A 23206-nucleotide genomic window follows, 5' to 3' on the forward strand; every position below is an offset into this window, starting at 1 on the left:
GTTCCTTCGGAGAAACGGAGGCGACCCGGGTGGCCGTCGGCGACGGCCACCCGGGCGCCTCACAGGGAGGTGCTGCGGTGCTGCTCGATCACTTCTGCTTGATCGTGAACGCGAGGCTCACGGCCGGCGCGAGGGCGTTGCCGCCCCAGCTCGCGACGAGCTTGTTCTTGCCCTTCTTGAGCTTCTTGAGGGTGATGGTCGCCTTGCCGTTGACCACGGTGCCCGAGCCGACGACCTTGCTGCCGACCTTGACGGTGACCTTGCCGGTGGCCTTGGTGCTGGTGCCGGCGAGCGTGACGACGACGGTGCCCTTGGCCTTCTTGCCCTTCTTGACCGACGCCGGGAAGGTCTCGGTCAGCTTGGCCGAGGTCTTCGCGGTGACCGTGACGGCACCCTCGGAGGCCTGGAACACGGTGCCGACCGTGGGGGCGTACAGCGCCAGGTAGCGGTGCGCGCCCGGGGTGACGTTGCTCAGGTTGAGCGTGGCGGTACCGCCGATGACCGGGACGTCGGCGGCGACGACGGTGCCGCCCTCGCTGAACGTCACGGTGCCGGTGGGCGTCTTCGAGCCGGTGATCTTCGCCTTGACGGTGACCTTGCGGGCCGCCGTGCTGGTGCCGGTCACCGACGAGCTGGTGACGATCGGCAGCGCCGGGGCGCTGGTGGTGAAGTTCGTGGTCGGGGCCGAGGTGGGCTCACCGCACACGCCGCTCTTGTCGGGGCGGGCGAGCTGGTCGAAGCCGGCCTGCTTGATGAGCTGCTCGGCCTGCTCGGAGCAGAGGAAGCCGTCGGAGCCGAAGACCGAGGTGATCTTGGCGTTGGCCACGTCGGCGCCGCGGACGACGTTGTAGAGCGCGCGCTGCTTGGAGAAGCCGCCCTCGACCCGCAGGGTGTTGCCCAGCAGGCCGGCCCGGCCCACCGAGAACGGTGCGATGGCGTTGGCGTTGCTCTTGATCTGGGTGTCGTCGTGCTCCTGGACCCGCACCACGGTGCCGGCCAGCGCGACCGCCGTACCGCCGTTGGCGGCCTTGAGCTGGTCGAGGAAGAAGCTCAGCGTGCCCGAGCCGTCCTGCGGCAGCATCGGGACGATGTCGGCCGTCGAGGTGCCGCCCGGGACCTGGTTCCACTTGGTGTAGGTGCCGTTGTAGATCTTGACCAGGTCCTCGACCGCGATCGTCGCCGGCGCGTTCGAGGTGACCAGGCCGGAGACCGCGGTCTTGAGCGTGTCGACGGCGAACGGGATCTGCTTGAGGCCGGCGTCGGACTCGGCGGTGTTGAGGGACGACGACGCCCGGGCGAAGTCGATCTCGGGGGCGTTGTTGGCGCCGTAGAGGCGGCCCTTGCCGGCACCCGAGCCGTTGGGGCGCACGATGGTCGCGCCGCCCGGCAGGTTGAGGTCGCCGCCGCTGGTCGCGGCGTAGGTCGCGACCTTGAAGCCGGGCGCGGGGGTCTGGTTGTTCCAGGTCTCGGCCAGCAGCTTGAGCGCGTGCTGGCTGGTGTCCGAGCCGGCGCCGATCAGGTCGCCGGAGACCGGGGTGAACGTGGTGTCGTCGGGGTCGGCGGTGTAGGCCGCGTGAGCCGGCGCGTTGCCGGCGATGACCGAGGCGGTCGCGAGAGTCGCAACGAGGACTCCCCCGAGCGTCTTGCGTGCAGACATCAACTTCCTCTTCTCTGGATCTTCTTCTCGGGTTGGGGTGAAACGCATGGGTTCGGCCGGTCAGATCAGGTTCGGGAGCAGCCGCATGGCGGTGTCCGTGACGAGCCAGGACATCGCGAGCAGCGGAGCGACCGCGACGACCCACACCTGGCCGCGGGTCCACCGCTGCCGGGCGAGAATGGTGGCGACGACGAGCACGATCAGCAGGGCGAGCCAGAGCGTGAGCAGTGGCAGCGCCGAGGTACCGGACTTCATCGCCTCCTCGGACTCCGGCACGACCGGCGAGAACCCGCCGGGCGAGGGGAAGCCCTGGGCGGCCTCGGCGTCGACGTACACGGTGTCGCCGGGCATCAGGTTGCCGAGCCGGCCCTGGCCGTCGGCGGTGACGAGGGTCAGCCGGGCGGCACCCTCGGGGCGGGGCTGCGGGAGCCGGTCGCCGTCGCGCCGTACGGCGATCACGCGGAAGGTGATCTCGCCCTGGGCCATCGTCACCTTGACCAGGTCGCCGACCCCGAGGTCCGCGAGGTGCCGGAAGGGCGCACCGTAGGTCGTCGAGCGGCCGTAGACCGTGGAGGCGCCCACCTGACCGGGCAGCACGGTGTCGCGGCGGTGGCCGGGGCCGGCGAACAGGTCACCGGCGGCGGTCCCCTCGACGACGACCTCGTCGACGCCCAGGGCCGGGATCGACATCATCGCGACGGGAGCACCCGGCTCGATGGTCGGCCCGACCGGCGCCGTGGCCGCGGCCAGCTGCTGGCGCAGCTCACCGCGCAGCAGGGACTGCGCCCGGTCGTGGGAGATCGTGCCGAAGAGCAGCAGGTGCACGACCAGCCACAGGCAGATCAGCGCGATGACGGTGAGCGCGCTGCTCACCACCAGGCCGGACTCCTTGGGCGGCGGCGGAGGCGGCGGCGTACGTCGCCGGCGGCCGGTCTCCTCGGCGACGGCCGTGGTCATCGGGCCGTCCTGCGGTAGAGCGCCATCAGCCGGGTGACGAGCGAGGCGACCGCGGCGACCAGGCCGATGATGAGCAGCGCCGGCAGCATCGACAGCGCCGTCGTGGAGCTCGCGGCCTCGGTCTGGGCGGTGACCACGTCACCGTCCGCCGGCGGCTCGGCCCCCGGCGCGCCCTTGCCGGCGCCGTCCGTCTCGGGCGTGTCCCCCGGCGAGCCGGACGACGAGTCGGGAACCTTGTCGGTGCCGCCGCCCGGGCCCTTGTCGCCGACGGCCTTCTGCGCCTCGATCGCGGTGGCCGCGTCCTGGGCCGCACGCCACAGCGCCGCGGTGGCGCCGGTCTTGCGCAGCGGCAGGTAGCCCTCGGGGAGCTCGCCGTTGCCGCGGCCGATCCGCTGGCCCTCGGTGGTCGCGATCCGGATGAACGAGCCGACCGTCTTGGCCTCGCTCTTGTCCATGCCGTGGGTGCGGGCCACCGTGTAGACGACCTGGGTGCCCGGGTAGGCACCCTTGGCCGCGACGAGCGCCTTCTGCGACATCACGAACGGGCCGAGCTTGTCGCCCTTCTTCTGGCGCGCGACGCCGACGGCCTTGGCCAGCGAGGTCCCGGTGGGCGCCACGTAGCTGTTGCCGTTGGTGCGCAGCGCCGCCGAGCGCAGGCCGAACCGGTCGGCGTCGCCGAGGCTGACGAGACCGAGCATGAAGCGGGCGCCGTAGGACTGGCGCTCGACGCGACCGACCTTCCAGCCCGTCACCGAGGACAGGTCGCCCTCGCAGCGGGTCTGCACGTTGGGCCAGGAGTCGATGAGCGCGTCCGCGACCTTGCGCAGCGTGGTGACCGGCGCGGCGATCTGGCTGAGGTAGACGCCCGGGTTGGCGTTGCGGCACGGGTCGGAGGTCTTGGGCTCGAAGGTGTCGAGCAGCGGCCACTCCGCGGCCGGGATGCTGATCCCCTTGTACGACGGGTTGACCTTCATCCCCCAGGGGTCGGCCTTGCCGGCCAGGAAGGCCGTGGCGTCGGCGTCCTGGGCGAGGTACTCCGTGAGCTGGCCGATGATGTCGGAGGAGTTCGACAGCGACAGCAGCGTCGCGCCTGCCTCGGTCGCGCGCTGGCTCAGGCCCGGGTTGAGCTTGATGAACTCCGGGTCGGCCTGGATGCTCCAGGGGTTCTTCTCCATGCCCTCGTGCCCGGCACCCAGCGAGGATCCCGCATAGCTCTGGCTGAGCAGCTTGGCGATGAGCCGGGCGTTGAGCTTGAGGTTTGTGGCCTCGCCGGCGTTGTCGGGCCGGTCGACGACGTAGCCGATCGAGAAGCCGGTCACCGCGGTCGGCGCGTAGCCGACGGGGTCGGGCCCGTTGGCCTCGTGCGGCGCCGAGACGAACGCGGCCGGCGACTCCCCGGTCTGCATGAGGTTCCAGCCGGTCTGGTCGGGCATCTGGTTGAGCTGGAACTTGAAGCGCTTCTTGTCCAGGCAGTACGCCGGCGCCCACTGCAGCGCGGCCTGGGCCATCAGCTCGGAGCCGGAGAAGCCGACCGGGGCGCGGGGGTCGAGCACGTCGCACGCACCCGGCGGGAGGCCGAAGGAGATCGGGATCGAGACCCGGTTGCGCCAGTTGGACGGCGACCACCACAGGCTCGGGGCCACCGCGGCGTCGACGCCGTCACGGGCGAAGTTGCTGCTGCCCGACGGGAACACGCCGAACTTGCGGCAGGCCTTGTCGAGCGGGGTCATCGTGCCGTCCGCGGGAGCGCCGCAGCTGAGCCCGGTGATCGGGATGACGACGATCGAGCAGGCCACGCCGCGCTTGCAGCCCAGCGACTCGTTCTCGGTCGAGGAGCGGACCTCGAAGTCGACCGAGCCGTTGCCGTCCTCGTCGGTGAAGGCGGCGATCTCCGAGGGCGGGAACGCCGCGCCCACGGCCGCCTCGGGCGGCATGGAGCTCGCGTCGCACCCGTAGTAGGTCTTGCCGGAACCGGTGACGAAGGGCGTCACGTGGGTTATCAGCCCGTCCTGCACCGCGTTCTTGCAGATGTCGGCCGGAATCTTGTCGACGCCCGAGAGCTGCTCCTTGTCGGCCGCCGTGGCGTAGCGGTCGGCGGTCCAGAGCGCGCTGTTGGGCGACTCGGCGATCTGCGAGCGCTGGCCGTAGGTCGAGGTCCAGCAGGTCTCGGGCCGCAGGCGCTTGGCGGCGGGCAGCGACGGGTCGTCGGTACCGCGGCACTGCATGACGACGACGGGGTACTCCTGGAACATGCCGTTCTCGCCGAACGGGTTGCTCGCCCGGCCGCCGCTCGGCGGCGCACCGGTCCAGCTGACGTTGACCCGCTCCCGGCCGCGCAGGTCGGTGGTGTGGTCGGCGGAGACGGTGAAGTCGTAGCTGCCGCGGGTGACCGGTGTCCCCTGGGCGTCGTCGACGAAGGTGCGGTCGACGGTCTTGGTGGTGCGGAAGCCGTCCTTGGCCGGGGCCGCGGACGCCGCGGTCGCGGCCGTCGTCGTCCGGGCAGGGACGGCGTCGGCGGTCTGGGCGAGCGCCGGGCCGCCGCCCGGGGTGAGCAGGGCGAGCGAGAGCACGCCGGCGACGGCGGCTCCGACGAGGGTGCTGCGGCGGCGGTTCATGCACGGCTCCTGGCCTGGCGACGGCGGCGCAGCACGGTGCTGGTCACGCCGGGGATGAGGACGAGCACGACCAGCTGGAGCACGGCGAGCACGCCGAAGGGACGCTGGTCGCCGGTGCGGTCCGCGACCAAGGTCGGGTTGGCGTACACCGCCTCGTTGCCGCCCCCGGTGCCGCCGTCGGTGGCGGTGTCCGGGCCGCCGGCCGGCGCCCCGGTCTCGGGATCGACCTTGCCGGGCTCGCCCGAGGGGCCGGTCCCGCCGTCGCCGGAGCCGGCGTCGGGGGTCTTGCCGTCGGTGGAGGGCTTGTTGGTGCCGGTCTCGGTGCCGCACGGCCCGGCGCCCTGCTTGTCGCAGGCGGCCGGCTGGGGCGCCTTGTCGGCGAGCACGTTGTGGTTCTCGTTCTTGCCGTCGAACGTCGGGTTGTTGCAGCTGCGGACGTCGCGGTTGGTCAGGTTGACGTTGCTGTCGGCCTTCTTGAGCTTGGCGACCTGGGCGAAGCCCGCCTTGACCAGGTTGAGCGTCAGCGGCGAGTAGCCGTACTTGCCGGCGCTCGTCTGGCCCGTGCACAGCGAGTAGTAGATGAAGTCGGCGAGCGTCTGGCGCTTCGAGGTCGTCATCCGGCTGTCGTTCGCGGCCGTCGGGATGATCATGTAGGAGTACGACGAGATCGGGTACGCGCGCGGGTCCGCGTTGACGTAGACGCCCCGCAGGTCCTGGGTCAGCGTCGTCGGGTTGATCTTGGCCTTGGTCAGCGCGACCGCGGTGTTGTACTGCGTCGGCTCCACGAAGAAGCCCGACTTGTTGAGCACCTTGACCACGGGGTAGTTCGCGTTGACCGGGTAGGAGTACTCGACGTACCCGATCGAGCCGTTGCCCGCGAAGCCCTTGACCGTGTTCATCACCTGGTCCGAGCCGGACTGCGCGGTCATCCGCGAGCCGCTCTTGACCGGGAAGTACGACGTGAGGCCCGAGCGCCCGAAGTAGCCGCGCCAGATGCTCGGGTACTGGCTGTCCATCCAGGTCGTGAACTGGGCCGTCGTACCGGAGCCGTCGGAGCGGACCACCGGCGTGATCGGCAGCGACGGGAACTTGCGGCCGTTGTTGTCCTTGGCGATCGCCGCGTCGTCCCAGTTGGTGATCTGGCCGGTGAAGATCTTGGCGATGGTCTCGCCGGACAGCCGCAGGTTGCGCACCTGCTGGTTGCCGATCTTGAGCTGGTAGGTGAAGGCGGTGCCACCGGCGACGATCGGCAGGTAGGCGTAGGGCCGGTCGGACTTGTCGGCGTTCCCCTTCTCGTCGACGCCCTGGTAGGGGATCTCGGAGATGGCGAAGTCGTTGGTGCTCTGGGCGAAGTCCTTGCGGCCCTTGCTCGAGCCGCCGCCGGTGTAGACGACCTTCATGCCGTTGGCGTCGACGTCGGCGATCCACTTCTGGACGATCAGCTCCGACCAGGTCGAGCCGGTGCCCTCGATCGTCGTGTACGGCGCCGCGCGGCCCACCGCGCCCTGGGCGGTCGCGGTGCCCACCCAGCCCAGCAGCAGGGCCGCGCCGGCGAGGAGGGCGACGAGTGATCGGCGGACGGGGGCGCTCATGCGGGTTCTCCGTTGCGGGTGGTGCGGGTGCGGGCGGGTCGCAGGCGGCCGATGCGGCTGCGCAGCGACGGGCGGTTCTTGTACTTGCGCGGGCGGGCGACGAGGCGGGCGAGCACGAAGAGCGCCAGCACGAGCGTCATCAGCACCACCGCGGCGCCGAAGGCGCGGCCGATCGAGTGCGGCTCGCCGCTGCGGACCTGGGTGTAGATGAAGAGCGGGAGCGAGTTCATCGCGCCGTCGAACGGGTTGCCCTGGACGAAGTTCGCCGCACCCGAGGTGAGCAGCACCGGGCTGGTCTCGCCGACGCCGCGGGCGACGCCGAGGATCACGGCGGTGGCCAGGCCGGGACGGGCCGTGGGCAGCACGACGTTCCAGGTGGTGCGCCACCGGCTGGCGCCGAGCGCGAGGCTGGCCTCGCGCAGGTTGCCGGGCACCACGCGCAGGACGACGTCCGCGGCGCGGGCGATGATCGGCAGCATCATCACGCCGAGCGCGAGGCCCGCGGCCAGGCCCGAGCGCGGGACGCCCAGGGTGAGGATGACCGTGGTGTAGATGAACAGGCCGGCCACGATCGAGGGCAGCGCGGTCATCGCCTCGACGACGGTCCGCACGATGCGGGCGAAGCGGCCGCCGACCTCGGTCATGAACACCGCGGTGCCCACGCCGAGCGGCAGCGCGACGGCCAGGCCGATGCCGAGCTGGATGCCGGTGCCGATGATCGCGTGGAGCACGCCGCCCTGGCTGAACGGCGCCTTGGGCTCGACGCCGGCCATGTCGTCGGTGAAGAAGTTGAGGTGGGTCAGCGGGCGCCAGCCACGCACGAAGACGAACACGACGGCCGAGATCAGCGCGGCACCGACGACGACCGCGCCCGCGGTCACGACGATGCCCGCGACCCGGTCGCGCACCTCGACGAAGGTGGTGCTCATCGAGGAGAGCAGGCCGGTCATGAAGATGCCGGCCACGAGCAGCACGATGAGGAACCAGGCCAGCCCGCCCAGGGGCAGGAAGCGCTGGGTGATCAGCCAGGCCATGCCCAGCGCGGCGACCCAGGCGCCGCCGCGGGCGAACAGCTCGTCGGCGTTGGGCGCGCCGATCGCGCGGCGCGGGACCGGCGGCGGGGCGTCGTCCTGGTCCCGGTCGCGGGTGGGCAGGAAGGTCCGCGGCTCCGTGGGCGCCTCCGGGCCGTCGGCGCGGCCGTCGAGGTCGTCGGGGCGGGTCTCGATGGCGGTCATGCGTCGGCGTCCGCTCCGGAACGGCTGCGGTTCACGATGACCGCGGCGAAGGTGTTGACGGCGAGCGTGATCAGGAAGAGCACGAAGCCGGCGGCGAGCAGGGCCGAGAGCTGGGCCGGGGTGGCGTCACCGAACTGGACGGCGATGAGCGCGCTCACCGAGTTGGCGCCGGTCTCGAGCACGTTCCACTTGATCTCGAAGGCCGGCGAGATGATGAGGACGACGGCGATGGTCTCGCCGAGCGCGCGGCCCAGGCCGAGCATCGTGCCGCCGATGATGCCGCCGCGGCCGAAGGGCAGCACGACGGAGCGGATGACGCCCCACTTGGTGGCGCCGAGCGCGAGCGCCGCCTCCCGCTCCCCCGGCGGGGTCTGCGAGAAGACCTGGCGCATCACCGCGCACGCCATCGGCAGCACCATCATGGCGACCGCGATGCCGGCGCAGAACGCGCTGGAGACGTAGCGGCTGGTGTCCCAGACCGGGCTGTCCGGGTCGGTACCGCGGATCTTGAAGAACGGCACCCAGCCGAAGTGCCGCTGCAGCCACCAGGCGAGCTCGGCGGCGTGCGGCATCATCAGGAAGAAGCCCCACAGGCCGTAGACGATCGACGGGATCGCGGCCATCAGGTCGACCGCCGAGACCAGCAGCCCCTTGATCTTCGCGGGGGCGTACTCGCTGATGTAGAGCGCGCTCAGCAGCGCCAGCGGGAAGGCGAAGAACATCGCGACCAGCGCGATCGACACCGTGCCGACCAGGACGCCGGCGATGCCGATGATGTCGGCCTCCGGCTGCCAGCGCTGCTCGGTGAGGAACGAGAACCCGTAGCGGCGCAGGGTCGGCACGGCCTGCCAGGCCAGGAAGACGCCGACGCCACCGGTGATCACGAGCACCGACGCACCGATCGCGCGGGCGACGTTCACGAAGATCGCGTCGCTGCCGGTGGGCCTGCGCGAGATCCGCCGCGGCTGCGCTTCCGGCGCGCTGGGGTCGGCTAGGGGCAGGCTCGTCACACGTCGTCCTCGATCGTGGCCACCCGAGCAGGCCTCTGACGGCAACGCGGAACTGCGCTGCCACCGGGAACGTTGACGGTGGTTCTCGACCAGTGGGGGTGACGACGGTGAACGGAACGGGAACGAACGGGCCGACTTTGCTGAAATCAGCAGCCCCCGCCGGAGCTGAGGGTTTCAGGCCGTGGGATCGGTCACCCGGCCGACGAAGAGTGGCGTGCCGTGCGCCACGTCGTGCACCACGAAGAGGAACGGACGGTCGACCACGAAGGGCTCGGTGAGGGGCGCGCTGGTCTCGGTCATCACGACCGCGGTGGCCGCCGCGGCCTCCGTTCCCTCCTCGTCCACCGCGACGAACGCCTGGTGCAGCACCTCGCTGACCACCAGGTCGAGGTCCTCCTCGGTCATCGGCGTGAAGTCGGCGCCGTCGCCGAAGGCGGCCGGCATCCCCAGCCCGACGAGGACCTCGCGCAGCGGCGCGGCGGTCCGGAAGGTCCACCGCGGCAGGGTCAGGTCGACCCCCGTCGTCTCACCACTCTCCCCGGTCGGGGTGAACGCGGCGAGGCCACCGGACGCCACCTGGCGCTCGACGCCGGCCAGGCCGCCGGGCTCGTCCGGGAGCACGATCGTCATCGCGAGCCGGCGCCCGGCGTACGGGACGGCGACGGCACGCCAGCCCGTCCCGCTGGTGAGCCGCGCGGCGAGGTCGGGGACCCGCATGAGGTCGGCCTGGACGACGCTGCCGTCGACCCGGCGGAAGGCACCGCGCGCGGTGAGCGTCTTCTCGAACGGCGACTCCCACGGCGCCTTGAGGTAGATCGCGTTGACCAGCACGAGCCGGGTCGCCGGGTCCAGGACGCCCTCGGGGACGAGGTCGACGATCCGGTCGGCGGTCTGCTCCTCGACCCAGTCGTTGATCAGCCGCCGGGACTGCTCGGTGTGCTCGACGAAGTCGACGGCGCGCACCGGGGCGCCGTACTCCTTGGCGAGGAGGTCGACGAACTCCCGCTCCCAGGCCACCCCCTTCTGCCCGAACAGCTGGTCGGCCGTCGCGAGCGCCAGCTCGGCGGTCGAGCCGTCCAGCCGCTTCTGCTCCCCCGCGACCCCCTCGAGCGACCGGGTCAGCGCGTTGACCCCCTGGTGCCAGCGCTCCCCCAGGTCACCGGCGCCGAGCACCTCGCGCATCTCGGTCGCGGTCCGGCCCGCGGCTCCGGTGAGCGTCATGCCGAGCGCGACGAGGACCGAGAACGGGGACAGGACGAGGTTGTCGCCGCGGTGCTCACGGGCCAGGGCGTCGTACAGGCGGCCGGCGAAGGTGTGGAGGCCGGAGACGACGTCCGGGACCAGGGCGGGGTCGCCGGCGGCGCGGCGGACGCCGGAGGAGACGAGCTCGATCGCGTCGTCGCCGGCCGGGGCGGTCGGGTCGGCCTGCGGCTCCCCGCCGTCGCTGCAGGCGGTCAGGAAGGAGGCGCCGAGGGCGGCGAGGCCGAGCTGGACGGTGGTACGGCGGTCGAGCGCGAAGGACATGCCCGTTCGACGTACCGGCGGGGCGCCGGGTTCCCCCGGCCCCGTCAGGTCAGGAGGTCGGCGGCCCGACCACGAGCGCGAGACCGGTCAGCGCCGCAACGGCGACCAGACCCACCCCGAGCCCGCGCAGCGGGTTGACCAGCAGCCACGCCACGACCCGGTCGGGCAGCGAGCGGCTCGCGCCGGCCGGCAGCCGCCACGTCTCGCCGAGCCAGCCCTTGCGGATCGCCCACCACTCCAGCGGCAGCGTCGCCAGCGGCGGCACCGCGGCGACGAGCGCGAGCAGTCCGCGACCGGCCGACCAGCGACGGTCGACCCAGACCACGACGGTCGTGACGACGTACGCCACGAAGACGACGCCGTGCAGCATGCCGAAGATCCGCACCCCGACCTCGGTGGTCTCGGTGCCGTACTTGAGGAACATGCCGACCAGCAGACCCGTCCAGGTGATCGCCTCGGCGATCGCGACGGTGCGGAACAGCTTGGTGGGGGTGGTCACGGTTCTCGAGCGTACCCGTGTGACGCAGGTCGCTAGGACCCGAAGCGGCGCTCGCGCTGCGCGTACGCCCGGATCGCGCGCAGGAAGTCGACCCGGCGGAAGTCGGGCCAGTAGGCCTCGCAGAAGTAGAACTCCGACTTGGCGCTCTGCCACAGCAGGAAGCCACCGAGCCGCTGCTCCCCCGAGGTCCGGATGACGAGGTCGGGGTCGGGCTGGCCCTTGGTGTAGAGGTGCTCCTCGATGTGCTCGATGTCGATCTGCTGGGCGAGCATCTCGAGCGGGGTGCCGAGGGCGGCGTGCTCGGTGAGCAGGGAGCGGACGGCGTCCGCGATCTCGCGGCGCCCGCCGTAGGCGACGGCGACGTTGACGATCATGCCGTCGACGTCGGCGGTGGCCTCGGCGGCGGCCTTGAGGCGCTTGGCGGTCTCGTCGGGGAGCAGGTCGAGGGCGCCGACGGGGTGCAGGCGCCAGCGACGCTGGTCGGCGAGGGAGTCGACGGCGTCGGCGATGATCTCGAGCAGGGGCTCGAGCTCGCGGGCGGGGCGGTTGAGGTTGTCGGTGGAGAGCAGCCACAGGGTGACCACCTCGATGCCGACCTCGTCGCACCAGCCCAGGAGCGGCTCGATGTTGGCCGCGCCGGCCTGGTGGCCGTGCGCGGTGTCCCGCCCGACCGCCTTGGCCCAGCGTCGGTTGCCGTCGAGCATGACGCCGATGTGCTTGGGCAGGTTCCCGGGCATCCTGCGAAGCATGCGTGCCTCGTAGGCGGGGTAGAGCACCTTGCGCACACCGCGCTTCCAATCCGCCACGAGTCGATCGTAGGACACATCGGCCGTGCGGCACGGATGATCGGGCAGGGCACCTTCCAGGGCGCCCACGTGGCTGACACGATGGGCACCACTCCGCACCACCTTTCCGAAAGAGGTACGACGACCATGACCGCTGCCGCCTGGCACCCGGACCCCACCGGCCGCCACGAGCTCCGCTACTGGGACGGCGCCCAGTGGACCGACCACGTGTCCGACCAGGGCGTGCAGGCGACCTCGCCGCTCTACCCGCCCACCGAGGCCGCCGCCCAGCAGAGCGTCGAGACCGGTGGCGCCGACCAGGCCGCCGCGAGCAGCACGGGCGGCGCGGACGCCGACCCGTGGGTCGGCTCGTCGGTCGTCGACGCCCAGGCCGAGGCCGCGGTCGACGCCCCGACCGGTACGCCGTCGGTCGCGCCCGACGCGGTCACCGCGTTCGCGCCGCTCGGCGTCCAGTCCGGTGAGGTGCCCGCCGCCGAGCCCCAGGCCGAGGCCCCCGCGCAGTCCGAGCCGCCCGCGTGGCAGCCGGCCCAGCAGGCGGAGCAGGTCCAGCCCTACCAGGCCCAGCCCGAGGCGCAGCCCTTCCAGGCCCAGGCCGCCCCGGCCGTGCCGTCGTACCAGCCGCAGCCGATGGGCGGCGCTCAGCCCCAGGGTGCCCTGGGCGACGCCTTCGCCGGGATCAGCGGCGAGCTCATCGACGGTCGCTTCAGCGAGGTCGACGGGGCCGGCGCGATGCTCCAGAACAAGAAGCTGCTCCGGGTGCGGATCACCGAGCCGTTCATGGCCAAGCAGGGCTCGATGGTGGCCTACCAGGGCAACGTCAACTTCGCCTACCAGGGCGGCGGCGCGGCCAAGTTCCTCAAGAAGGCGTTCACCGGCGAGGGCCTCTCGCTCATGCGCGTCGAGGGCCAGGGCGACGTCTTCCTCGCCGACCTCGCGCACGACGTCCACATCCTGCACCTCAACAACAGCGGGCTGTCGGTCAACGGCCGCAACGTGCTCGCCTTCTCGGCCTCCCTCGACTGGAACGTCGAGCGGGTCAAGGGCGGCAGCATCGCCGCCGGCGGGCTGTTCAACACGACCCTGCGCGGCACCGGCTGGGTCGCGATCACGACCGAGGGCATGCCGGTGGTGCTCAACGCCGCCGAGGCGCCGACCTTCGCCGACGCCCAGGCCCTCGTCGCCTGGTCGGTCCAGCTCCAGACCTCGCTGCGCTCCACGGTCTCGGCCGGCGCGCTGATCGGCCGCGGCTCGGGCGAGGCCTTCCAGGTCTCGTTCCAGGGTCCGGGCTTCGTCATCGTGCAGCCCTCCGAGGGCCCGCCGGTCACCACGGCCTGAGGTGTCGACGACGGCCGGGTGAGCGTGAGATCACGCTCGCTCGGCCGTCGTCGTCCCTGGGTACGGCGGCTACTCTCTCCCCATGAACCAGGCCCTCCCCCACACCGGTGAGAAGGTCCGCGCGCGCTTGGACACCCTCGGTGACCAGATCAGCGAGAAGGTCGCGGACATCAAGCCGAAGCTGCGGGGCTGGATCCACCTGGCCTCGACGCCGCTGGTCCTCGCCGCCGGCATCGTGCTGATCACCCTCTCGCCCACCGCGGCGACCAAGGTCGGCTCGGCGCTCTACGCGACGTCCGCGCTGCTGCTCTTCGGCATCTCCGCGCTCTACCACCGCGGTACGTGGTCGCCCAAGGTCTGGCAGATCCTCAACCGGTTCGACCACTCCAACATCTTCTTGTTCATCGCCGGCTCCTACACGCCCTTCGCGGTGATCCTGCTCGAGGGCCCCGCGCGGGTGGTCATGCTCTCGGTCGTGTGGTCCGGCGCCCTGCTCGGCATCGCGTTCAAGCTGTTCTGGCCGACCGCGCCGCGCTGGCTGTCCGCGCCGATCTACATCGCGCTCGGCTGGGCGGCGATCTTCTTCATCCCGGCCTTCTTCGAGGGCGCGACGGCGCTCGGCCTCGGCATCGGGATCGCGATCTTCGTGCTGATCATCGTCGGCGGCGCGCTCTACACGATGGGCGGTCTGGTCTACGGCTTCCAGTGGCCGAACCCCTCGCCGCGCGTGTTCGGCTTCCACGAGATCTTCCACGGCTTCACCATCGCCGCGTTCGCCGCGCACTACGTCGGCGTCTCGCTGGCGACCTACTCGCTGCGCTGACCCACCCGCTCCAGCAGCACCAGCACCTCCGCGTGCGGGGTCTGCGGGAACATGTCGAGCAGCCGCCCCCGCACCACCCGGTACGACGCCAGGTCGGCCAGGTCGCGCGCCAGCGTCTCGGGGTTGCAGCTGGAGTAGAGCACGTGCCGCGCCCCCGAGCCCTCCAGCCGGCGGGCCAGGTCGTGCCCGAGCCCGCGCCGGGGCGGGTTGACGACCACCAGGTCGGCGCCGGCCAGCAGCGCGGCGTGCTCGGGCGCGGTCGCATCGCCCACCGCGAACGCGAGACTGCCCGGCAGCCCGGCCTCGTCCCGGGAGCGCTCGGCGCTGGCGATCGCGTCGGCGCTGATCTCGATCCCGTCGACCCGGCGCCCCGGCGCGGCCAGGTGGAGCGCGAAGCCGCCCACCCCGCAGTAGAGGTCGACCACCCGCGCGGGAGCCAGGTCGCGCACCCACGCGGCCGCCTCGCGGTAGAGCGCCGCCGCCACGGTCGTGTTGGTCTGGAAGAAGCTGCGCGGGCGCAGGTGCAGCGTCACCGCCCCCATCCGCATGGGCAGCGTGTCGTCCTCGGTGAGCACGATCTCGCGCTCCCCCTCCAGCACCGCGCGGTGCTCGGGCTGGACGTTGATCGTGAGCACCCGGACCTGCGGCAGCCGCTCCCGCAGCCAGGGCAGGTGCTTGCGGACCCGGGCCTCGGCGGCCGTGGAGCGCAGCACCAGCCGCACCATCAGCTCACCGTCGGGCGACTCGGTGACCAGGACGTGCTTGAGCTCGCCGCGCTGGGCGACCGGGCGCCCCGACCCCACGTCGTACGGCGTGAGGGCGGTGGCGCTCACGAGCTCGGCCAGCACCGGCAGCGCCGCCACGATCCCTGGCGTGTGGAGCGCGCAGTCGCGCAGGTCGAAGCCGCGGCTGGGATCGGCCGGGTCGAGGATGCCGAGGGTCGGCGCGGCCGCCGTCCCGGTGACGACCATCTTGGCCTTGTTGCGGAAGCCCGAGGGTGGGCTCACCACCGGCGGCAGCCAGACCTCGCCGGGGGCGCCGACGAGGGCGCGGGTGGTGGCCTCCTTGGCGGCCAGCTGGTCGTCGTACGGGCGGCCGAGCCAGGTGCAGGAGCGGCACTCCCCCGCCGTGAAGTGGGCGCAGTCGAGCACGGCGAGACCCATGCCTCCATCGTAGGGCGACGAGAGCGCCACGAGCGCCATTCCCGGACTTAGGCTGATAGCCTTAGTCCATGAGCGCTGCCGTGGTCGTCAACGTGCACGAGGCGAAGACCAACCTCTCCCGACTCCTCGCCCGCGTCGAGGCCGGCGAGGAGATCGTGATCGCCCGTGGCGGCAAGCCGGTCGCCCGGCTCGAGCCGTTCACCCGACCGGCGGTCACCGTGGGCTTCCTCGACCTCCCCGAGATCCCCGACGAGTTCTTCGCTCCCCTCGACGACGACGAGCTCACGGAGTGGGGCCTGTGACGCTGCTGCTCGACACGCACGCCTTTTACTGGACCGTGCGCTGCGAGAGCCGCCTCCCGGACCACGTGCGCACAGCGCTCCACGAGGCGCCGCGCCGGTTCGTCTCGGACGTCTCGGCCCACGAGGTCGCACTCAAGGTCCGCCTCGGCAAGTTCCCCACGGCCACCGCCCTGCGCGACCGGTGGACCGAGGCGCTCGCGACGCTGCCGGCGATCGCGCTCCCGATGTCGACCTCCCACGCCCTGCTCGCCGGGTCGCTCGCCTGGGAGCACCGGGATCCCTTCGATCGCCTCCTGGCCGCCCAGGCGATCCTCGAGGGACTCACCCTGGTCACGGCCGACGCCGCCTTCGACGCCGCGCCCGGCCTCACCGTGCTCCGCTGGTGACCGATCCGGGCGCCGCGATCAGCCCTAGGGTGTGCCCGTGACGTCGTCCTCGTTCGAGAAGGTGCAGGCCGCCCCCGTCCTCGCGACGGTACGGCGCCTGGAGGAGCGGGTCGAGGCGCGCTTCCCCGGTCGCGGGCTGCACCGGGTCGCGGGCGAGCTGGCCGCCCTGGTCGAGACGGTGGCGTCCTCGACGGCGTCGGTCCGGGGCCGGCGGTCGTGGCTGCGGCCGCTGTCGCGGTTCGGGATCGTCGCGGTGATCGCGGTGACCACAACGGTGATGGTGCTCGCCGTGCGCTCGGCGGCCATCGACGCCCCCGACACCGGCCTGGAGTGGATCCCGCTGCTCGAGAGCGCCGTCAACGACCTGGTGTTCGCGGCGCTGGCGATCTGGTTCCTGTACTCCGTGCCCGAGCGGCTGCAGCGTGCCGGACTGCTCGAGCTGCTCCACCGGCTGCGCTCGCTGGCCCACATCGTCGACATGCACCAGCTCACCAAGGACCCCGAGCGGCTGCGCTCGTCGTTCAGCCCGACGCCGGCGAGCGTGCCGGTGGACCTGGCGCCCGACCAGCTGGAGAACTACCTCGACTACTGCTCAGAGCTGCTCAGCCTGATCGGCAAGGCCGCGGCGCTGTGCGCGGAGGCCTCGCGCGACCCGGTGGTGCTCGACACGGTGAGCACCGTCGAGACGCTGACGGTGTCGCTGGAGCGCAAGATCTGGCAGAAGATCGCGGTCCTCAACCACGTGCGCGAGGCCGCGGCGCCGGAGGGCTAGCGCCGGTTGGTGACGCCCTCGGTGAACTGGGCGCGCACCGTCTCGCCCTCGATCACCTGCTCGTTGGGGCCGGCGGCGCCGGAGTCCCACAGGAAGTGCATCATCGCCAACGACGTACGGCGCGCGGCCTCGGCGTCCCCGGCCGTGATGTCGTCGAGCAGCTGGCGGTGGTGGTCGAGCACGCGACGGCGTCCAGCCATCTCGATCACGCCTATGGGCGACCCGTCGGGGCGCCAGCGGCTGCCGTGCGACGTGAACAGGGTCTTGAGCGCGGTCGTGGTGATCGTCAGCGAGGCGTTGTCGCACAGGTCGATCACCGCGTTGTGCAGCATCGCGGCGAGCGAGGCGAGCTCGTTGACGTCGTGGATCACCGCCTCGGCCCGCTCGAGGAGGTAGGTCAAGGTGGGCACGATCGTCGTCCCCCGGTCCGTACGACGGGCGCAGCCTGCCGCGCACGCCGACTCCAGCTCGGCGACCGCGGCCCACAGGTCGCCGGTCTGCTCGCGGCGGGAGGCGAGCACCAAGCCGAGCGAGTAGGTGACGAGCTCGGTGGTGGGCTTGTGCACGACCGCGCCACCGAGGGCGCCGCGGCGTACGGAGAGCAGGCCCTCGGCCTCGAGCACCCGCATCGCCTCGCGCAGGGTGGGCCGGCTGACCGGGTAGCGCTCGCGCAGCTCCTCCTCGGCGGGCAGCTCCTCGCCGTCGTCGAGGTCGCCGACCAGGATCCGCATCCGGAGATCGTCCGCCACCTGCACCGCGAGGCGCGAGAAGCTGTTCGGCGGCGTCTTCGCCTGGCCCATCAACGTCCTCCACCTCGGTTCGATCCCCGCGGTGGATCCTAGTTGCCGCCCCGGCCCGGCCGGCATCGGCGTCACTCCCACCCGCAGCGCAGGTCGACCGGGTCGACGGCACCGCTGAGCCCGAAGCCGCCGCGGTAGAACAGCAGCGGCCGGCCGCCCTGGGGACCGTCGAGCGCCACCACCCGGCCGAGGACGACGGTGTGGTCGCCGGCGTCGACCTCGCGCTCGACCTCGGCGTGCACCCGGGCCAGGACGCCGGGCAGCGCCGGGGTGCCGATCACCGAGGGTCGCCAGCCGGAGCCCTCGAAGCGGTGCTGGGTGCGAGCCGCGAATCGTCTACACATTTCCTCCTGTCGATGGCCGAGCACGTGCGCAGTGAACCGACCCGAGCGGCGTACCCGGGCGCCGCTCTCGCTGTGCGCCTGCACGCAGAACAGCACCAGGGGCGGCTCGAGCGAGACCGACGCGAACGATTGGCACGTGAATCCGGTCGGACCGTCGTCATCCAGGCTCGTGATGACCGTGATTCCGCTGGCGAAAGCGCTCATCGCCTGCCTCATCGAGGTGGGGGTGACCGGATCGTGAGCAAGGGTCGTCATGACTTCTCCTTCATCGTCCGCAGCTCCCTCGAGGCAGGCGGCAGCGCCACCGGACGCCTCTTCGAGACGCCCCGCGATCGACGGAGAAATTGTTAAGACGATTCTTGACGACGTGACGTACGCCACGCAAGCATGTGGCCCGCCCGATCTGGGCGAGGCCCTCGTCGAGGGCCCCGATCGAGACACGAGGAGATCCATCCCATGCGAGTCCACTCACTCGGCTACCTGGTCGTCAGCTCGACCGACGTCGCCGCCTGGCGCACCTTCGGCACCGACGTCCTCGGCCTGATGCCGGGCCGCCAGGACGACGAGCGCGAGCTCTGGCTGCGCACCGACGAGCGCTGCCAACGGGTCGTGGTCGAGGCCGCCGACGTCGACGAGGTCCACGCCATCGGCTGGGAGCTGTGCAACGACCTCGACCTCGAGGGCCTGCTCGCCACCTTCGACGAGCAGGGCATCGCGTGGGAGCGACCCGACGGTCTCGCCGCGCGCCGCGGGGTCGAGGACCTGGTCCGGGTCACCGATCCGGCGGGCTACGTCCTGGAGTTCTTCTGGGGCATGCAGGTCGACCCGTCGGGGTTCGCCTCGCCGGCCGGCGTGAGCGGCTTCGTCACCGGCCGCAGCGGCCTGGGCCACGTCGTCCTCGCCTCGGCGCCGTTCGAGGAGTCCGACGCGTTCTACCGGCGCACGCTGGAGTTCGGGCTCACCGACTTCGCCGTCATGGACGGCGTCCGCGCGCACTTCCTGCACACCAACCAGCGCCACCACAGCCTCGCCCTGATCGGCGCGCCCAAGGACGCGTGGTTCGTCCGCGGCGGGCTGATCCACCTCATGGTCCAGCTCAACACGCTCACCGACGTCGGCCGCGCGCTCGGTCGCGCCGAGGCGGCCGGCTGCAGCTTCTTCGAGACCATCGGCGAGCACGCCAACGACCGGATGACGTCGTTCTACGTGAACTCCCCCGCCGGCTTCCCGATCGAGGTCGGCGCCGGCGCGATCGACATCGACCCCGAGGGCTGGACGGCGGTGAACCTGCCCGCGCCCGACGAGTGGGGCCACAAGATCCTGGGGGCCGAGCAGTGAGCACCGCGCTCACCACCCCGACCTCCTCCCCCATGGCCACGGCCGCGGTGCTCGCCGCCATCGACGAGGCCGCCCCACGACTCGCCGCGCTCGCCCCCGAGGCCGAGCGGCTCGGCCGGCTCCCCGACGAGTCCGCCGCGATCCTGCGGCGGACCGGGCTGATGCGGATGCTGCAGCCGAAGGCCTGGGGCGGCGCCGAGGCGCACCCGGTCGACTACATCGAGGCCACCCTCGCCGCCGCGCGCAGCGGCTGCGGCGCCGCGGCCTGGGTCGGCGGCGTCGTCGGCCTGCACCCCTGGGAGCTCGGCGTCATGTCCCCCCAGGCCCAGGAGGAGGTGTGGGGCGCGGACCAGGACACCTGGATCGCCTCCCCGTACGTCGCCCTGGGCCGCGCCCGCCGCGTCGACGGCGGCTTCGTCCTCACCGGCCACTGGTACTTCTCCTCCGGCAGCGACCACGCCGACTGGGCCCACCTGGGCGGCCTCGTCGTCGACGACGACGGCGAGCCGATCCCCGGCAGCGACCACCACTTCCTCGTCCCCAAGGGCGACTTCGAGATCGTGCCCGGCTCGTGGGACACGATCGGGCTGCGCGGCAGCGGCTCCAACGATGTCGTCGTCGACGAGCGGTTCGTGCCGACCCACCGCGTGCTCGAGTACGCCACCGTCGTCGACGGGACGGCCGCGGCGGCGGTCGGCCAGCAGGACAGCGCGCTCTACAAGATGCCGTGGTTCGTGCTGTTCGGGAACGCGATCTCGGCCGCCGTGGTCGGTATCTGCGAGGCAGCGCTCGACGCCACCCTCGCCTACCAGCGGGAGCGGTCCAACGTGTTCGGCACCCGCCAGAGCCAGGACAGCTTCACGCTGCCCAGCATCGGCGAGGCCGCCTCGGACATCCGAGCCAGCCGGCTCCAGGTGATCGACAACGTGCGCCGGGTCCACGAGGTGCTCGAGCGGGGCGAGGTCCCCACGATCGCGATGCGCGCCGAGGCGCGGCGCGACCAGGTCCGCGCCTCGTGGCGCGCGGTCGCGGCGGTCGACCAGCTGTTCGCCCGCGCCGGCGGCAACTCGATCCGCTCCGACCAGGTGCTCCAGCGCCTCTGGCGCGACGCCCACGCCGGGCTGAACCACGCGGTCAACATCCCCGGCGGTGCCTACCAGGCGGCCGCGCTGACCCAGATGGGCCTCGACCCCGAGGGAGCGGTGCTGTGACGCTGCACTTCGACGAGGCCGGCCACGGGCCCGCCCTCGTCCTGCTGCACGGCGCCGGTCCCGGCGTCTCCGGCTGGTCCAACTTCGGGGGCAACGTGCCCGCGCTCGCGGCGCACTTCCGCACCATCGTCGTGGACCAGCCGGGCTTCGGCGCCAGTCCGGGCGTCGACTTCGCCGGCGACTACTTCACCCACGCCGCCGACGAGGTCGTCGCCCTGCTCGACCACCTCGGCATCGAGCGTGCGCACCTGCTGGGCAACTCCCTCGGCGGCGGTACGGCGGCGCGCATGGCGCTCGACCACCCCGGCCGGGTGGACCGCCTGGCGCTGATGGGCCCGGGCGGGCTGACCAGCCGGCTGGTGATCCCCGAGCCGACCGTCGGCCACCTGCGGCTCTACGCGTTCTTCGCCGACCCCACGCGGGAGCGGCTCGCGGAGTTCATGCGCGGCATGGTGCACGACCCGTCCCTGGTCACCGACGCGATGATCGACGAGCGGTTCGAGCAGTCGCAGCGGCCGGGCGTCGCCGAGTCGTTCGCCCGGTTCCGGGCGAGCTTCACCGATCCCGCCAACGCCGAGCGGGTCGAGCTGTGGCGCCACGCCGACCGGATCGAGCACGAGTCCCTGGTCCTGTGGGGCCGCGAGGACGCCGTCAACCCGTACGACGGCGCGCTCCTCGCGGTCGCCCGGATGCCCAACGTCCGCCTGCACCTGATGTCGCGCTGCGGCCACTGGGCGCAGGTCGAGCGGGCCCGCGAGCTGGAGCGGGTCGTCACCGGCTTCCTCCTCGACACCGACGCCGCCGGAGTGCCCGCGTGAACGCCCTCACCTACGCCGGGACGACGCGCGAGCGGTCCGCCTCGGACGGTCTGCACCGCCACGAGGCCGGCCCCGCCGACGGCGTGCCGCTGGTGCTGCTCCACGGCTCCGGGCCGGGCGTCTCGGGCTGGTCGAACTTCGCGGCCAACCTGCCGGTGCTCGCGCAGCGCTTCCGCACGATCGTCGTCGACCTGCCGGGCTTCGGCGCGAGCCCGGACCTCGCCTACGACCGGCCCTATCCCGAGGTCGCCGCGGCGGCCGTCGTCCGGCTGCTCGACGACCTGGGCATCGAGAAGGCCCACCTGCTGGGCAATTCGATGGGCGGTTGGGTCGCGCTGGAGGCGGCGGCGAGCGCACCCGATCGGATCGACCGACTGGTGCTGATGGGCCCGGGCGGGCTCTACGCGCCACTGCACGGACCGATGGTCAGCGAGGGCGCGCTCCGGCTCGGGGAGTTCCTCGCCGAGCCGACCCGCGCCGCCCTGGAGGCCTGGGTGCGCACGATGGTCGCCGACCCCGCGACGATCACGCCCGCCCTGCTCGACGAGCGCTGGGCCAATGCCACCGCGCCCGGCGCGATCGAGCGGATGCGCGCGGTGATGGCGTCCCTGGCGCTGCCCGGCAGGGCGCCGCTGTGGGCGCGCACCGACGAGATCCCCCACCCGACGCTCGTCACGTGGGGCCGCGACGACCGGATGCTGCCGCCCGACGGCGCGCTGTTCGCGCTGCGCCGGATGCCGAACGCGGACCTCCACGTCCTCGGCGCCTGCGGTCACTGGGCGCAGGTCGAGCGCAAGCACGACTTCGAGTCCCTCGTCCTCGACTTCCTGACCCGTGAGGAGCCCCCGTGCAGCTGAGCCATCCCGTCCTCGCCACGATCGAGGCCGACGCCGACCGGCTCCGCGCCGCCGAGGCCGACTGCGTCGCGCAGCGCCGGCTCAGCGACGAGTCCGTGAGGATCCTGCGCGAGTCCGGCGTCATGCGACTCCTCCAGCCGAAGCGGTACGGCGGCCACGAGGCCGCCCCGACCGTGTTCAACGCCGCGATGCACGAGGTCGCCCGCCAGTCGAGCTCGGCCGGCTGGGTCACCGGTGTGGTCGGCGTCCACTCCTGGCACCTCGGGCTGTTCCCCGACCGGGCCCAGCGCGAGGTGTGGGGCGAGGACCCGGACACGTGGGTCAGCTCGTCGTACAGCCCGGCGGGGACGGCACGGCAGGTCCCCGGCGGCTACGAGCTCACCGGACGATGGGGCTTCTCGTCCGGCAGCGACCACTGCGCCTGGGTGTTCGTCGGGGCGATGGTCGTCGACGACACCGGCACCCGCACCGGGCAGGTGCTGCACCTGCTGCTCCCCCGCGACGACTACGTCATCGATGACGTGTGGTTCACGTCCGGACTCGCCGGCACCGGGAGCAACGACATCGTCGTCGACGGCGCCTTCGTGCCGGCCCACCGCACCCACGACGTCGCCGACCTGTACCGCGAGCGCTACCCCGGCAACGAGGTCAACACCGCTCCCCTGTTCCGGATCCCCTGGTACACGCTGTTCGTCAACGCCGTCGTGATGCCGCTGGTCGGCATGGCCCGGCGGGTGCACGACGAGGCGCTGGAGATCCACCGGGGCCGGCTCGCCGCCGATCCCACCAAGCTGCCCCATCCCGCGTCCCTCGCCCTGCTCGCGCAGGCCGACGGCGCAGTGCACACCGCGTACCGGATCCTCCAGGCCAACGCCGCCGAGGCCTTCGCCGCGGTGGAGGCCGGAGAGCCGGTCGCGATGGGCACCCGGCAGCGCACCCGCCGCGACCACGTCGCCGCCGTCGGGCTCGCGGTCACCGCGGCCGACCAGGCGTACCAGATCGGCGGTCCGCGCTCCATCGCGTCGTCCAGCCCGCTGCAGGCGGTCTGGCGCGACATCCACGCCGGTCAGCACCACGCCGTGAACGTGCCTGACCTGGCGAACCACGAGTACGGCCAGTACCTGCTGACCGGAGCACCAGGAACCATCTTCTGACCCTGAAG

The 23206-nt window shown here is 72.3% G+C and carries 22 protein-coding genes; 10 read left to right on the top strand and 12 right to left on the bottom strand.

Annotation, left to right across the window (positions count from 1 at the left end; genetic code table 11):
* Nucleotides 1-88 precede the first annotated feature (88 nt).
* The 9 genes from CCO04_RS22965 to CCO04_RS23005 form a co-directional block, all read right to left on the bottom strand.
* Complete coding sequence (locus CCO04_RS22965) at nucleotides 89-1657, bottom strand: substrate-binding domain-containing protein (protein ID WP_215816483.1); 1569 nt, start codon at nucleotides 1655-1657, stop codon at nucleotides 89-91.
* A gap of 60 nt (nucleotides 1658-1717) precedes the next feature.
* Entirely contained in the window at nucleotides 1718-2614 is an 897-nt protein-coding gene (locus CCO04_RS22970) for a sortase (RefSeq protein WP_215816484.1), read from the bottom strand.
* Nucleotides 2611-5229, bottom strand: coding sequence for a hypothetical protein (locus CCO04_RS22975; protein WP_215816485.1), 2619 nt, complete (start codon nucleotides 5227-5229; stop codon nucleotides 2611-2613). The genes CCO04_RS22970 and CCO04_RS22975 overlap by 4 nt, the downstream gene beginning before the upstream one ends.
* Nucleotides 5226-6821, bottom strand: a complete 1596-nt coding sequence (locus CCO04_RS22980) for a phosphate ABC transporter substrate-binding protein PstS (RefSeq protein ID WP_215816486.1) — start codon at nucleotides 6819-6821, stop codon at nucleotides 5226-5228. Before CCO04_RS22980 ends, CCO04_RS22975 begins: the two co-directional genes overlap by 4 nt.
* Nucleotides 6818-8056 (bottom strand): phosphate ABC transporter permease PstA, encoded by a 1239-nt coding sequence (pstA, locus tag CCO04_RS22985; protein ID WP_215816487.1) that lies wholly within the window; start codon nucleotides 8054-8056, stop codon nucleotides 6818-6820. Before pstA ends, CCO04_RS22980 begins: the two co-directional genes overlap by 4 nt.
* Nucleotides 8053-9066 carry a phosphate ABC transporter permease subunit PstC gene (gene pstC, locus CCO04_RS22990; RefSeq protein ID WP_257754180.1) on the bottom strand — a complete coding sequence of 338 codons (1014 nt, stop codon included), beginning with the start codon at nucleotides 9064-9066 and terminating at the stop codon, nucleotides 8053-8055. The genes pstA and pstC overlap by 4 nt, the downstream gene beginning before the upstream one ends.
* 174 nt (nucleotides 9067-9240) lie before the next feature.
* The gene (locus CCO04_RS22995) at nucleotides 9241-10590 is read right to left on the bottom strand and encodes a serpin family protein (protein ID WP_215816488.1); all 1350 of its coding nucleotides are present in this window, start codon (nucleotides 10588-10590) and stop codon (nucleotides 9241-9243) included.
* A gap of 49 nt (nucleotides 10591-10639) precedes the next feature.
* Nucleotides 10640-11089, bottom strand: coding sequence for a DUF3817 domain-containing protein (locus CCO04_RS23000; protein ID WP_215816489.1), 450 nt, complete (start codon nucleotides 11087-11089; stop codon nucleotides 10640-10642).
* A gap of 32 nt (nucleotides 11090-11121) precedes the next feature.
* On the bottom strand, nucleotides 11122-11895 hold the full coding sequence (locus CCO04_RS23005) for an isoprenyl transferase (RefSeq protein ID WP_215816490.1): 774 nt from the start codon (nucleotides 11893-11895) through the stop codon (nucleotides 11122-11124).
* Nucleotides 11896-12021: 126 nt separating this feature from the next.
* Here CCO04_RS23005 and CCO04_RS28860 point away from each other — a divergent pair, with 126 nt between their 5' ends.
* On the top strand, nucleotides 12022-13230 hold the full coding sequence (locus CCO04_RS28860; RefSeq protein WP_252373721.1) for an AIM24 family protein: 1209 nt from the start codon (nucleotides 12022-12024) through the stop codon (nucleotides 13228-13230).
* A gap of 82 nt (nucleotides 13231-13312) precedes the next feature.
* The gene (locus CCO04_RS23020; protein WP_215816491.1) at nucleotides 13313-14053 is read left to right on the top strand and encodes a hemolysin III family protein; all 741 of its coding nucleotides are present in this window, start codon (nucleotides 13313-13315) and stop codon (nucleotides 14051-14053) included.
* Here CCO04_RS23020 and rlmC read toward each other — a convergent pair.
* Nucleotides 14038-15216 (bottom strand): 23S rRNA (uracil(747)-C(5))-methyltransferase RlmC, encoded by a 1179-nt coding sequence (gene rlmC / locus CCO04_RS23025; protein WP_215816492.1) that lies wholly within the window; start codon nucleotides 15214-15216, stop codon nucleotides 14038-14040. The two genes, CCO04_RS23020 and rlmC, sit on opposite strands and share 16 nt — an antisense overlap.
* A gap of 68 nt (nucleotides 15217-15284) precedes the next feature.
* Between rlmC and CCO04_RS23030 the strand changes: the two genes are divergently transcribed.
* The 3 genes from CCO04_RS23030 to CCO04_RS23040 are packed head-to-tail and all read left to right on the top strand — an operon-like array spanning nucleotide 15285 to nucleotide 16676.
* Nucleotides 15285-15518: a type II toxin-antitoxin system Phd/YefM family antitoxin gene (locus tag CCO04_RS23030; RefSeq protein WP_215816493.1), complete on the top strand. Its 234-nt coding sequence runs from the start codon at nucleotides 15285-15287 to the stop codon at nucleotides 15516-15518.
* Entirely contained in the window at nucleotides 15515-15904 is a 390-nt protein-coding gene (locus tag CCO04_RS23035) for a type II toxin-antitoxin system VapC family toxin (protein WP_308281468.1), read from the top strand. Before CCO04_RS23030 ends, CCO04_RS23035 begins: the two co-directional genes overlap by 4 nt.
* A 37-nt stretch (nucleotides 15905-15941) precedes the next feature.
* Nucleotides 15942-16676 (top strand): hypothetical protein, encoded by a 735-nt coding sequence (locus CCO04_RS23040; RefSeq protein ID WP_215816495.1) that lies wholly within the window; start codon nucleotides 15942-15944, stop codon nucleotides 16674-16676.
* Here CCO04_RS23040 and CCO04_RS23045 read toward each other — a convergent pair.
* The gene (locus tag CCO04_RS23045) at nucleotides 16673-17476 is read right to left on the bottom strand and encodes a FadR/GntR family transcriptional regulator (RefSeq protein WP_215816496.1); all 804 of its coding nucleotides are present in this window, start codon (nucleotides 17474-17476) and stop codon (nucleotides 16673-16675) included. The genes CCO04_RS23040 and CCO04_RS23045 overlap by 4 nt on opposite strands.
* 71 nt (nucleotides 17477-17547) lie before the next feature.
* Entirely contained in the window at nucleotides 17548-18273 is a 726-nt protein-coding gene (locus CCO04_RS23050; RefSeq protein ID WP_308281470.1) for a flavin reductase family protein, read from the bottom strand.
* Between the two features lie 3 nt (nucleotides 18274-18276).
* Here CCO04_RS23050 and CCO04_RS23055 point away from each other — a divergent pair, with 3 nt between their 5' ends.
* The 5 genes from CCO04_RS23055 to CCO04_RS23075 are packed head-to-tail and all read left to right on the top strand — an operon-like array spanning nucleotide 18277 to nucleotide 23198.
* Nucleotides 18277-19158 carry a VOC family protein gene (locus CCO04_RS23055; protein ID WP_215816498.1) on the top strand — a complete coding sequence of 294 codons (882 nt, stop codon included), beginning with the start codon at nucleotides 18277-18279 and terminating at the stop codon, nucleotides 19156-19158.
* Nucleotides 19155-20369 (top strand): acyl-CoA dehydrogenase family protein, encoded by a 1215-nt coding sequence (locus CCO04_RS29975; protein WP_215816499.1) that lies wholly within the window; start codon nucleotides 19155-19157, stop codon nucleotides 20367-20369. The genes CCO04_RS23055 and CCO04_RS29975 overlap by 4 nt, the downstream gene beginning before the upstream one ends.
* Nucleotides 20366-21187: an alpha/beta fold hydrolase gene (locus CCO04_RS23065; protein ID WP_215816500.1), complete on the top strand. Its 822-nt coding sequence runs from the start codon at nucleotides 20366-20368 to the stop codon at nucleotides 21185-21187. The genes CCO04_RS29975 and CCO04_RS23065 overlap by 4 nt, the downstream gene beginning before the upstream one ends.
* A complete protein-coding gene (locus tag CCO04_RS23070; protein WP_215816501.1) occupies nucleotides 21184-22044 on the top strand; it encodes an alpha/beta fold hydrolase in 861 nt (286 codons plus the stop codon). The genes CCO04_RS23065 and CCO04_RS23070 overlap by 4 nt, the downstream gene beginning before the upstream one ends.
* Entirely contained in the window at nucleotides 22035-23198 is a 1164-nt protein-coding gene (locus CCO04_RS23075) for an acyl-CoA dehydrogenase family protein (protein WP_215816502.1), read from the top strand. Before CCO04_RS23070 ends, CCO04_RS23075 begins: the two co-directional genes overlap by 10 nt.
* The last annotated feature ends 8 nt before the right edge of the window (nucleotides 23199-23206 follow it).

The sequence above is a fragment of the Pimelobacter sp. 30-1 genome (assembly GCF_018831735.1).
GTDB lineage: Bacteria > Actinomycetota > Actinomycetes > Propionibacteriales > Nocardioidaceae > Nocardioides.

Bases quoted from the DNA above. Each gene is read 5' to 3' on its own strand.
- rlmC (WP_215816492.1), bottom strand. From the start codon at position 15,216: ATGGGTCTCGCCGTGCTCGACTGCGCCCACTTCACGGCGGGGGAGTGC.
- CCO04_RS22965 (WP_215816483.1), bottom strand. From the start codon at position 1,657: ATGTCTGCACGCAAGACGCTCGGGGGAGTCCTCGTTGCGACTCTCGCG.
- CCO04_RS23050 (WP_308281470.1), bottom strand. From the start codon at position 18,273: ATGGATCTCCTCGTGTCTCGATCGGGGCCCTCGACGAGGGCCTCGCCC.
- CCO04_RS23055 (WP_215816498.1), top strand. From the start codon at position 18,277: ATGCGAGTCCACTCACTCGGCTACCTGGTCGTCAGCTCGACCGACGTC.
- CCO04_RS28860 (WP_252373721.1), top strand. From the start codon at position 12,022: ATGACCGCTGCCGCCTGGCACCCGGACCCCACCGGCCGCCACGAGCTC.
- CCO04_RS22995 (WP_215816488.1), bottom strand. From the start codon at position 10,590: ATGTCCTTCGCGCTCGACCGCCGTACCACCGTCCAGCTCGGCCTCGCC.
- CCO04_RS22970 (WP_215816484.1), bottom strand. From the start codon at position 2,614: ATGACCACGGCCGTCGCCGAGGAGACCGGCCGCCGGCGACGTACGCCG.
- CCO04_RS22975 (WP_215816485.1), bottom strand. From the start codon at position 5,229: ATGAACCGCCGCCGCAGCACCCTCGTCGGAGCCGCCGTCGCCGGCGTG.
- CCO04_RS22980 (WP_215816486.1), bottom strand. From the start codon at position 6,821: ATGAGCGCCCCCGTCCGCCGATCACTCGTCGCCCTCCTCGCCGGCGCG.
- CCO04_RS23045 (WP_215816496.1), bottom strand. From the start codon at position 17,476: ATGGGCCAGGCGAAGACGCCGCCGAACAGCTTCTCGCGCCTCGCGGTG.
- CCO04_RS23020 (WP_215816491.1), top strand. From the start codon at position 13,313: ATGAACCAGGCCCTCCCCCACACCGGTGAGAAGGTCCGCGCGCGCTTG.
- CCO04_RS23030 (WP_215816493.1), top strand. From the start codon at position 15,285: ATGAGCGCTGCCGTGGTCGTCAACGTGCACGAGGCGAAGACCAACCTC.
- pstA (WP_215816487.1), bottom strand. From the start codon at position 8,056: ATGACCGCCATCGAGACCCGCCCCGACGACCTCGACGGCCGCGCCGAC.